Genomic DNA, 10,618 nt, shown 5'->3' with positions numbered 1-10,618 from the left:
CAATCGGGCGCCGCAACTGGCTCTTCGCCGGATCAAAAGCCGGGGGCGAGCGGGCCGCCGCCATCTACTCGATCATCGAGACCTGCAAGATGAACGGCGTCGAGCCCTTCGCCTACATCGCAGACGTCACCCGCAAGATCGCTGAAGGCTGGCCCAATAGCCGCATCGGCGAGCTCATGCCGTGGCAATGGACGGCGGAAACCAAGCAGATCGCCGCCTGACGCAGCGCGGTCCGCAGACCACGCTTACTATTCACCATTCGTTTTTTGGTCCTTTGCTCGGTGACGACGGGGCCAGCGGACGAATCGCGTTGGACGGTGCCTTTGGGGGGCGCAGCATGAATTTCTGGGCATCGACTGCGCGCCAGGCGCCTGCAGTAAGCGCGAACTCGGGCATGTCTACGGGCCGCGAACACCACCATTCCGGCATACGGCGGGCCTGGTTGGCCAGCGTATCGGCGCTCGCCATGCTCGGAGCCCTGGCGGCAACGCCGGCATTGGCGATCGATGTCGCGAACCAGAGCGACTGGAACGCGGCCGTGGCGGCCGTGGCCGCGGCGGGCGCCGGCTCCACGACCACGATCAACATCACCAATGGCTTTACGCTGACGAGTTCGCTCGCCCAGCTGCAGGCGAGCAACGCCAATGTCACGGTGAACATTACCGGCAACAACCAGGCGATCGATGGTGCGGCGGCCTTTCAAGGCATTCAGGTCAATGGCGCCAATGCGCCGACCGTCAACATCTCCAATCTCGCGATCACCAACACCGCCGCGCGCGGCGGCAAAGGCGAGAACGGGTATAACGGCTATTACAGCGGCGGGGTCGCGTATGGCTCGGGCGGCGGCGGGGGCGGCGGCCTCGGTGCGGGCGGAGGCCTTCTGGTCGGCAGCGGCGCCATCGTCACGATCGCCGAAGTCAGCTTCAGCGGCAATGCGGCGACCGGCGGTGCGGGCGGCAATGGCGGCGTGGCACAGAACGCGGCGGCAGATCCAGTCAATGGCGGCAATGGCGGCGCCGGTGGCGCAGCCAATAATGGCGGCGCCACCGGCGGCGGCGGCGCGGGCGGCCTCGGCGGCACCGGCGGCCATGCCAGCATGCAAGGGACCGCGGGCACTGCGGGGGCATCATTCGGCGATGGCGGCGGCGGCGGCGGCGGCTCCGGCACAACCAGCAGCACGGCCTATACGCCGAACAACAATGGCGGTGCAGGCAATGCGAATGGCGGCAATGGCGCACAGGGCGGCGATGGCGTTACCAACAACAACGGCTCGCAAGGCCCAGGCTCGGATGGCGGCTCCGGCGGCGCGGGCGGCGCGGCACGCGGGGGCGCGATCTATGTCGCCACCGGCGGCTCGCTGACCATCCTCGATTCCTCGATTTCGGGCGTCTCGGTCACCGGGGGGACTGGTGGCACTCAGGGCGTCGGACAGGGCCCGAGCAGTTTCAGCGGGTCGCCCGGCGCAGCCGGCAGCGTCAGCGGCGCTGCGATCTACCTCAGCGGCGTGACGGCGAATATCGGCGTCTCGAGCGGGACGGTGACCTATGGCAGCTCTATCGGCGGCACTGGCCTGATTAGCGGCGGCGTTTCCACGGCGCTCAACAAGACCGGCGCGGGCACCCTCGTATTGTCCGCCGCGAACGACTTCACCGGCAATATCGCCATCAGCGGCGGCACGCTCTCGATCGGAGCCAGCAACAATCTTGGCAACGCCGCCAACGACCTGGTGCTCTCGAACGGCGGCACGCTGGCGGTCACGGCCACCACCACGCTGGCGGCGGCGCGGACGTTCAGCATCACCGGTTCCGGCGGCATCGACGTGGCCAGCGGCGCGACGACGACGCTGCAGGGCGTCATCTCGAACGGCTCCTCCGCCGGGAGCCTGGTCAAGGCCGGCGGCGGCACGCTCACACTTTCGGGCGCCAATACCTATACCGGAACGACCTTCATCAATGCTGGCACCCTGACCATCACCGGCGGCCAGGCGATCAGTGACGCCGGGCGTGTCGAGATCGCCAGCGGCGCGACCCTCGATGTTGCACAGAGCGAGACGATCGGCTTCCTGTCGGGTGTTACCGGCGCGCAGGTCATCATCGCCAGCGGCCAGACCCTGACGACCGAGGACAACACCGGAGCGGTCTTTGCCGGGGCGATCTCCGGCGCGGGCAGCCTCAAGCAGAACTTCGCGGGTACGACGACGATTTCGGGCACCAGCACTTATACGGGCCCGACATCCGTGACTGTCGGAACGCTGGTGGTGAACGGCTCCATCGCCTCATCTTCCAGCTTGACCGTCAATGCGGGCGCTACGCTCGGCGGCTCTGGCCAAGTGCCCGGCACCACAGTTTACGGCACGCTCGCGCCTGGCAATTCGCCCGGCACGATCACGGTCAACGGCAACCTGACGCTCGGCGTCGGCTCGACCTACATTGCCGAAGTGCAGGGCGCGGTCTCCGACCGGGTCAACGTCACCGGCTCGGCAACGCTTGCCGGCACGCTGCGGATCGTGCCGCTGGGTGGCCCCTACACCTTCAACAGTGCCTATATCCTGCTTTCGGCGGCCGGCGGCCGCAGCGGCACATTCGGCACGACCGATGTCACCGCGTCCTTCGGCGACGGCGTTTCCAGCGCGGTAAGCTACACCGCAAATGACGTGCTCCTGACACTGACGCCCAAGGCGATGACGACGCTCGGCGTCACGGCTTCACTGAACGCCTATTCCGTGGCCGCCGGAATCGACAGGGCGGTGGCGGGCGGGGCCGATCCGTCGGGGCTGTTCGGCATCTACAACCTGCCGGCGGCAGCGATTCCCGGGGCAGTGAACCAGCTTTCGGGCGAGGCCCATACCGCAGCACCGGCCATGGCGGTCTCGGCCGCCGACCAGTTCCTGCGCGTCATGCTCGATCCCTTCGCGGCGGGCCGTGGCAGCGCGGGACCCGCTCCCGGCGAAGCCACCTTCTCCGGCCTCGTCCGCAAGGGTGCTGATCTGCCGGCCCCGGCAGCGCGGCTCGACAGCCCGGCCTATACCGTCTGGGGCGCGGCCTTCGGCTCGGTCGGCCGCAGCGATGGCTCGGCCCGAACCGGCTCGGCCAAGCGCGATCTCGACGATGCGCATCTCGCCGTCGGCGCCGATTTCAGGATCATGCCCGGCACGGTCGCGGGTTTTGCGGTCTCCGGCGGCAGCGCCCGGTCCTCGCTTGCCGGCGGTCTCGGCAAGGCCGAGGCCGATGTCTTCCAGGCCGGCCTCTACGGCACGACCCGGCTCGGGCCGGTCAATCTTGCCGCCGCTTTCGGTTATGGCCGGCTCGAGAACGAGATCAAGCGCAGCATCCCGGTGCTTGGTAGCGCATTGTCTTCCTCCTATGCCACCACCGCCTGGAGCGGCCGGCTGCAGGCGAGCGCTGCAGTGCTGGACTGGAACGGCCTGACACTCTCGCCGCTGGCGGCGCTGCAGGCGATCCAGGCGCGCAGCCCGGCCCTGACCGAGGCGAACTGGGCCGGGGCCAATGCCGGCGCGCTGGCGCTCGCCCGGCGCAACGACATCACCTCGCGCAGCGAGCTTGGCCTGCAGCTCGACTATGCCAGCGGGCTGAATGGGCTGCCTGTCGCCGGCTATCTCCGGGCGAGCTGGGCGCATTACTACCAGCGTGACGCCGGTCTCTCCGCCTCGATCGCCGGCCTGACCGGCTCAGGCTTCGCGGTCGAGGGCGCCAGGCCCGCCCGCAACAGCGCGCTGCTGGCCGCCGGGCTTGACCTCAGGCTCAGCCCCTCCGTCACGCTCGGCGCCCGCCTCGACGGCGAGCTCTCCGGCTCCACCAACCGCCTCGGCGGCCAGGCCCAGATCAGGGTGAGCTTCTGAAAGCAACCCACTGCAGCAATGAGCTGTTCCCGCCAAGGCACCTCACCGAAGCGAACGCCCAGACCAGCGCCCGGGGGAGCTTTGAATCTCCCCCTGATCCAGCCGCACGCGGCTCGCAGGGTGGCAGCTCCTTCAGCCCTTCAGTTTCGTCCAGCGCGCGTTTGCCTTCGATGAGGCGACCGCGGCCTCGATGAAAGCCATGCCCCGAAGCCCGTCCTCCAGCGTCGGAAACGTGGAGTCGCCAGGGATAGGTAGTCCGGCCTGGCGCGCCCGGATGGCGGCGGCGGCCTCCCGGTAGATCGTGGCGAAGGCTTCGAGATAGCCTTCGGGGTGCCCGGCGGGGATACGGGTGACACGTTGCGCTGCCGCATTGGCGCCGCCGGAGCCGCGCGTGACGATGCGCTGCACCTCGCCAAAGGGCGACCATTTCAGCTGATCGGGCTGTTCCTGCGCCCATTCGAGCCCGCCCTTGTCGCCATAGATGCGCAGCCGCAGGCCGTTCTCATTGCCCGGCGCGACCTGGCTCGCCCAGAGGCTGCCGCGCGCGCCATTCTCGTAGCGCAGCATGACCTGGACATTGTCGTCGAGACGCCTGCCGGCCACGAAGCTGGTGAGTTCGGCCGAGATCTCCGTCACAGCGAGCCCCGAGACGAAGGCCGCCAGATGAAAGGCATGCGTGCCGATATCGCCGATCGACCCACCGGCACCGGAGCGTGCCGGGTCGGTGCGCCATTCCGCCTGTTTCTGGCCGGTCTGTTCGAGCGCCTCCGTCAACCACTCCTGCGGGTACTCGACCTGGACGACCCGGATGCGGCCGATCTCGCCGGCTGCGACCATCGCCCGGGCATGGCGGACCATGGCATAGCCGGAATAGTTATAGGTCACCGCGAAGACCACGCCCGCACGGTCCGTCGCCGCCTTCAGGCCTTGCGCCTGCTTCAGGCTCGTCGCCAGCGGCTTGTCGCAGATCACATGGATGCCGCGCTTCAGGAAGGCGAGCGCGGCGGGAGCATGCATGTGGTTCGGCGTGACGATGGCCACGGCTTCGATGCCGTCGCGACGTCGCGCTTCGGCCCGCGCCATCGCTTCGAAATCGGCATAGACCCGCGCCGGGTCGAGACCGAGCGCAAGGCCCGAGCGCAGGGCCTTTTCGGGCGTGGCCGAAAGCGCCCCGGCGAGAAGCTCGTATTCGCCGTCGAGACGCGCTGCCATGCGGTGCACTGCGCCGATGAACGCGCCCTCGCCGCCTCCCACCATGCCGAGCCGAATGCGCGCGTTCATCGAGTGAGCCCCAGGAGTTTGCCGTTGGTCGCGCTGTCGGCGCCGCTCGCAGCGAAATCGTCGAAGGGCCGTTCGGCCCTGCGGATCATATGGCTGCGGATGAACGCAGCACCTTCGGCTGCTCCCTGTTCCGGGTGCTTCAGGGCGCATTCCCACTCGACGACCGCCCAGCCCCGATAATCGTACTGGGCCAGCCTCGAGAAGATACCGGCGAAGTCGACATGCCCGTCGCCCGGCGAACGGAAACGGCCGGGCCGCTCGACCCAGCCCTGATAGCCGCCATAGACGCCGGAACGGCCGGTCGGGTTGAGCTCGGCATCCTTGACGTGGAAGGCCCGGATGCGCGCGTGGTAGATGTCGATGAAGGCGAGATAGTCGAGCGCCTGCAGCAGGAAATGCGAGGGATCGTAGAGGATGGTGGCGCGTCGATGCTCACCAACCGATTCAAGAAAACGCTCGAAGCTGATGCCATCATGGAGATCTTCGCCGGGATGGATCTCGTAGGCGAGATCGACGCCGGCCTCGTCGAAGGCGTCGAGGATCGGAGTCCAGCGTCGGCCCAGTTCCGAAAATGCTTCCTCGATGAGGCCCTGCGGCCGCTGCGGCCATGGATAGACATAGGGCCAGGCCAAGGCACCGGAGAAGGTGGCATGCGTGGCGAGGCCGAGATTTCGCGAGGCCTGGGCGGCAAGTTTCAGCTGGTCCACGGCCCAGGTCTGCCGCTCGGCAGGCTTGCCGCGCAGAGCTGCCGGCGCAAAGCCGTCGAAGAGCAGGTCATAGGCCGGATGCACGGCGACCAGCTGGCCCTGGAGATGGGTCGATAGCTCGGTAACCTGGAGGCCATGGCGATCGAGCCTGGCGACGATGTCCTCGCAATAGGATTTCGACTGCGCCGCCTGCGCCAGATCGAACAGCGCCGGATCGTTGGTCGGGATCTGGACGCCGACATAGCCATGCCCGGCCGCCCAGCCGGCAAGACCATCGAGACTGTCGAAGGGCGCCGTCGGGCCGACGAACTGCGCGAGGAACAGGGCTGGACCTTTCATCGTCTCATTCCTTCGTTCTCAGGTTGGGGTTCGAGCGGAGTGGCACAGGAGCGGTGGAGCCGCGCACGACGAGGCGTGTCTCCATCACCAGATTGGCGGCGGCCGGCTCCTCGCCGAGGAGACCGATCATGCGCGCCATCGCCTGTCGCCCGATATCGAAACGCGGCTGGTGGATCGTGGTCAGCGGCGGCATGAAGGCGTCGGCGAGCACGATATCGTCGAAGCCGACGACCGAGACCTCCGTGGGGACCGAAAGCCCGCAAGCGCGCAATTCGCTGATCGCACCGAATGCCATCTGGTCGCTGGCCGCAAACAGCGCCGTGAAACCGGTCCCGGTCTCATTGAGACGGCGCACGGCCCGGCGGCCGGCGTCCAGGCTGAAATCACCCTCGACGATCAGCGCCTCATCGGCCGCGATGCCCGCTGCGGCGAGGCCGCTCCGATACCCGGCCAGCCGGTCGACCGCGAGCCGCTCCGGCAGCGGCCCGGTGATATGGGCGATGCGGCGGTGGCCGAGCCCGAGCAGGTGCTCGACGGCTTGCCGGGCCGCAGCGATGTTGTCGATCGAGACGGTTGGCAGCGCGAGCTCGGGAAAGGTCTCGAGCGCGATCACGATCGGCGGCAGCCGCGACAGCTCCGTCTTCAGGGCGTCCGGGAAGCGACCGACCATCAGGATGAGCCCGTCTGCGTGGCGCGCGCGCACCATGTCGACATAGTGGGTGATGCGCTCGTCGTCATCGCGCGCATCCCCCATCAGCACCTTGTACCCGGCCCGCATGGCCGCCTCTTCGACGCCTTTGTAGATCTCGAGATAGAACGGGTTCGAGATGTCGCGCACCAGCAGGATGACCGTGCGGGTCGCGCGGCTCCGGAGATTGCGCGCCTGGGAGTTCGGCACGAAACCTGTCGCCGCCACGGCCTCGAGCACGCGCCGACGGGTCTCCGGCTGGACCTTGTCGGGGCGCTGCAATGCCCGCGAGACCGTCGCCGTCGAGACGCCGGCGAGTTCTGCGACCGTGGCGATCGTGGGCACGCTCATGATCAGACCCGCAGCCTGGCCTGACGGCCGTAAAGCAGCATCAGCACCAGGAGCGTCAGGCCGAAGATCATCTGACGGCCATAGGTTTCAAGCTGCAAGGTCGTCAGCACGCTCTGCAGCAGCACGAGCGCCAGCGCCCCGAGCACCGTGCCGAGATAGCCCCCGGCGCCGCCTGCGAGCGATGTGCCGCCGATGACCACCGCGATGATCGAGGACAGGACGTACTGATCGCCGACGCTGATGAAGGAGCTGCCGGTGTAACCGATGACGCAGACACCCGCGAGGCCGGCGAACAGGCCTGAGAAGCCGTAGAGCAGGCAGCGGATGCGCGCGACGGGCAGCCCGACGAGCATGGCGGCGCGCTCATTGGCGCCGATTGCGTAGACGCCGAGCCCGAAGGCCGTGCAGCGCAGAACGAAGCCGAGCGCCAGTGCGATGACGGCCCAGACCAGGAGGATGCCGGGCAGCCCGAACAGCAACGGGCGATTGACGAAGGCCATCAGGGCTGGCGCGGCATTGCCGGAGGGTACGCCCTGCGAATAGACGACGAGGCCGCCCTGGATGATCGCGGTCATGCCGAGCGTCATGACCAGCGGCGGAATCCGGACCAGGGTGACGCCAAGCCCGTTGACCAGCCCGATGCCGAAGGTCACGCCGCAGGCGGCCAGCACCGCCGGCAGGATGGCGGCGTCCTGCCCGGCCATGACATTGCCGGCAATGACCGCGCCGAGCGAGACCATCGGCCCGACCGACAGATCGATGCCTTCGCGCCCGCCGAGAATGACGAGGTTCTGACCGGCAGCGACGATGCCGAGGATCGCGGCCACTGTCGTCAGGCGGACGATCTGGTCGCCTTGGGCAAAACCCGGCGACAGCGCTTCGCCGATGGCGAGCAGCAGCGCGATCGCCCCCGCGGCGAGCGCCAGCGGATTGGTGAGAAGGGCCCGCACCGTCATCGCCGCGTCACCAGCACGCCGCCGGCCAGTGCGGCGAGCACGATGACGCCCTGGACCAGGGTCTGCCAGGCGAAGGGCAGACCGGCGAAGAAGATGACATTTCCGATCATGCCGAGCACCAGCGCGCCCAGCACCGAACCGACAGGGCTGCCCGAGCCGCCGGAGAGCGCCGTGCCGCCGAGCACGACGGCCGAAATCGACGAGAGCGCGAGGCTCTGTCCGAGCAGCGGATCGCCGCTCGCCGTCTCCCCGGTCAGGCACAGGGCCGCGAAACCGGCAAACAGGCCGGACAGGGCAAAGGCGCCGATGCGGATGCGCTCCAGCCTGAGGCCGGTCTGGAAGGCACCGACACGGCTGCCACCGACGGCCAGCAGATGCGCGGCAAAGGGCCGGCGGGCGAAGACGAGCGCAAAGGCGAGCCCCGCCAGCAGGATCCAGAGCACGACCGGCAGCCCGAGCAGCGTCGCGCCATAGCTGCGCCAGAATCGCTCGGGCACCGGCAAGCCGGCCTGCGGCAGCACGAAGAGCGCCGCCCCTGCAAAGACGATACCGGTCGCGAAGGTGGTGACGATGGCCTGGAGCCGGAGCAGCGCGACGAGCAGGCCATTGACGAGCCCGCAGAGCAGCGCGGTCGTCAGCCCCGCCAGCATGCCGGCCAAGATGGCCGCCATCCCCTCGCCGCCGATCGCGGCGATGACGCTGACCGTCACCACATTGACGAGCGCGGCAATCGCGCCGACCGAGAGATCGATATCGCCGCTGAGCACGACATAGGTCTGGCCGATGGCGACCAGTGCCAGCGGCAGGAAAGTCGTGAGATTCGATTGCAGCACCGCCGGCTGGACGAAGGATGGCTGGAAGGCGGTGTTGACCAGGACGAGCACGATCAGCGCGGCGAGCGTCAGCATCCAGGGCCGGCTGCGGATCAGGGCCGCGCTCATGCCACCTCTCCATAGGAGGCGCGCGTCAGGTGGAAGGGATCCAGCGTGTTCTCGGCGAGTTCGGCCACGACCCGCCCGGCGTTGAAGACGGCGACGCGATCGCACCATTCCAGCAATTCGGCGTCCTCGGAGGAGTAGATCAGGATGCCCGCCCCCGCGTCGGCGAGCTGCCGCATGATCGACAGCAGATCGGCCTTGGCGGCGAGATCGATGCCCTTGGTCGGATCGTCGAGCAGGAGGACGCGCGGCCCGGTCGCCAGCCAACGGGCGATGAAGACCTTTTGCTGGTTCCCGCCCGACAGCGTGCCGATCGCTGCGGAAAGGCTCGCATATTTGGTCCTGAGGCTGTCGGCATGCTGCGCGGCGCGCGGCACGAGCACGCTCCGCCGGACGAGCGCCCGCTTCTCGCGGACGAGGACGGCAGCGATCAGGTTTTCGAAGATCGAGCGGCCGCTCAGGGCCGCGTCGCGCCCACGGTCGCCGGAGACATAGGCGAGACCGCGCCGGATCGCATCGGCCGGGCGGGCCGGCATGAAGGCCTCGCCCGCGAGCGTGACCGCACCGGAGGAAAACGGCAGGACGCCGAACAGCCCTTGCAGGAAGGCCGACTGCCCCTGTCCCTGCAGCCCGCCGAGACCGACGATCTCGCCCGGCGCCACCCTGAGCGAGACATCGCGCAGGCGCGGGTTCGAGACATGGGCCACGACCAGCCCTGCCTTTGCCTGTGCCGCAGGCGGGCGCCGTCCGGCAGCAGGGCGAAGTTTTGTCTCGCCAACCATGTGCCGCACGACGGTATTACGATCGGTCTCAGCCGTTGCGAGCTCGGCGACCGTCGCGCCGCCGCGCATCACCGTGATCCTGTCGGCGACGGCAAAGACCTCGTCGAGACGGTGCGAGATCATCAGGGTCGAGACCCCCTCGCCCTTGCGCCGGCGCAGGATTTCGAAGAGTCGCTCGGCCTGCCGCCCGTCGAGTGCCGCCGTCGCCTCATCCAGGATCAGGAGGCGCGGCTCGCGGGCAAGCACCTTCAGGATCTCGACGATCTGGCGCAGATCGGGCGTCAGATCGGCAATCAGCGCCTCGGGTGTCAGGTCCGGTCCCGCGACTCCCTCGAAGAGAGCGATCAGTTCACGCGCCCTCGCCCGCAAGCTCCGACGGTCGACGAAGCCCAGCCGCGTGCGCGGCTCATGGCCGAGGCCGAGATTGGCCTCGACGCTGAGCTGCGGGATGAGGCTGAGCTCCTGGTAGAACAGGGCGATGCCGGCGCGCTCCGCATCACGCGGGCCGCGGAAATGCCGCGGCTCGGCATCGATCGCAATGGTTCCCGCGTCAGGCGCGACGGCGCCTGCCACAGTCTTGCACAAGGTGCTCTTGCCGCAGCCATTGGCGCCGAGAAGGGCGTGGATTTCGCCCGCCTCGACCCTGAGCCGCCCATCGGAAAGGGCAACAACGGCGCCAAAGCGCTTGCCGACGCCCCGGGCCTCGAGGAGAGCCAT

General features: G+C 68.4%; 8 protein-coding genes. 2 read left to right on the top strand and 6 right to left on the bottom strand.

The genetic code is table 11. The annotated features are described in order from the left end of the window. Together AC1DW9_RS32970 and AC1DW9_RS32965 are read left to right on the top strand one after the other, a co-directional pair. Window positions 1–221, top strand: a 221-nt coding sequence (locus AC1DW9_RS32970; protein ID WP_476775915.1) for a transposase domain-containing protein, incomplete at its 5' end; no start/stop codon positions are given. A 173-nt stretch (window positions 222–394) separates the two neighbouring features. Continuing rightward, window positions 395–3,859: an autotransporter domain-containing protein gene (locus tag AC1DW9_RS32965; protein WP_476775916.1), complete on the top strand. Its 3,465-nt coding sequence runs from the start codon at window positions 395–397 to the stop codon at window positions 3,857–3,859. Window positions 3,860–3,991: 132 nt separating this feature from the next. Here AC1DW9_RS32965 and AC1DW9_RS32960 read toward each other — a convergent pair whose 3' ends face one another. Genes AC1DW9_RS32960 through AC1DW9_RS32935 form a run of 6 tightly spaced genes read right to left on the bottom strand, consistent with a single transcriptional unit; the run spans window position 3,992 to window position 10,618 of the window. Beyond that, window positions 3,992–5,140 (bottom strand): Gfo/Idh/MocA family protein, encoded by a 1,149-nt coding sequence (locus tag AC1DW9_RS32960; RefSeq protein ID WP_476775917.1) that lies wholly within the window; start codon window positions 5,138–5,140, stop codon window positions 3,992–3,994. Then, a complete protein-coding gene (locus tag AC1DW9_RS32955; RefSeq protein ID WP_476769899.1) occupies window positions 5,137–6,186 on the bottom strand; it encodes a sugar phosphate isomerase/epimerase family protein in 1,050 nt (349 codons plus the stop codon). The genes AC1DW9_RS32960 and AC1DW9_RS32955 overlap by 4 nt, the downstream gene beginning before the upstream one ends. Before the next feature lie 4 nt (window positions 6,187–6,190). Beyond that, window positions 6,191–7,225, bottom strand: coding sequence for a LacI family DNA-binding transcriptional regulator (locus tag AC1DW9_RS32950; RefSeq protein WP_476775918.1), 1,035 nt, complete (start codon window positions 7,223–7,225; stop codon window positions 6,191–6,193). Between the two features lie 2 nt (window positions 7,226–7,227). Beyond that, complete coding sequence (locus AC1DW9_RS32945; RefSeq protein ID WP_441508217.1) at window positions 7,228–8,181, bottom strand: ABC transporter permease; 954 nt, start codon at window positions 8,179–8,181, stop codon at window positions 7,228–7,230. Next, complete coding sequence (locus AC1DW9_RS32940) at window positions 8,178–9,122, bottom strand: ABC transporter permease (protein WP_441491060.1); 945 nt, start codon at window positions 9,120–9,122, stop codon at window positions 8,178–8,180. The genes AC1DW9_RS32945 and AC1DW9_RS32940 overlap by 4 nt, the downstream gene beginning before the upstream one ends. Further along, window positions 9,119–10,618, bottom strand: a complete 1,500-nt coding sequence (locus AC1DW9_RS32935; RefSeq protein ID WP_476775919.1) for a sugar ABC transporter ATP-binding protein — start codon at window positions 10,616–10,618, stop codon at window positions 9,119–9,121. Before AC1DW9_RS32935 ends, AC1DW9_RS32940 begins: the two co-directional genes overlap by 4 nt.

It is taken from the genome of Allobosea sp. P4_E12 (genome assembly GCF_056401655.1).
Note: the sequence above shows the minus strand (reverse complement) of the source record. Positions and strands in the feature narration are given on the sequence as shown.

What these genes read in the sequence shown, in the direction of transcription:
- AC1DW9_RS32965 (WP_476775916.1), top strand. Translation starts at nt 395, where the DNA reads ATGTCTACGGGCCGCGAACACCACCATTCCGGCATACGGCGGGCCTGG.
- AC1DW9_RS32960 (WP_476775917.1), bottom strand. Translation starts at nt 5,140, where the DNA reads ATGAACGCGCGCATTCGGCTCGGCATGGTGGGAGGCGGCGAGGGCGCG.
- AC1DW9_RS32955 (WP_476769899.1), bottom strand. Translation starts at nt 6,186, where the DNA reads ATGAAAGGTCCAGCCCTGTTCCTCGCGCAGTTCGTCGGCCCGACGGCG.
- AC1DW9_RS32950 (WP_476775918.1), bottom strand. Translation starts at nt 7,225, where the DNA reads ATGAGCGTGCCCACGATCGCCACGGTCGCAGAACTCGCCGGCGTCTCG.
- AC1DW9_RS32945 (WP_441508217.1), bottom strand. Translation starts at nt 8,181, where the DNA reads ATGACGGTGCGGGCCCTTCTCACCAATCCGCTGGCGCTCGCCGCGGGG.
- AC1DW9_RS32940 (WP_441491060.1), bottom strand. Translation starts at nt 9,122, where the DNA reads ATGAGCGCGGCCCTGATCCGCAGCCGGCCCTGGATGCTGACGCTCGCC.
- AC1DW9_RS32935 (WP_476775919.1), bottom strand. Translation starts at nt 10,618, where the DNA reads ATGGCTCTCCTCGAGGCCCGGGGCGTCGGCAAGCGCTTTGGCGCCGTT.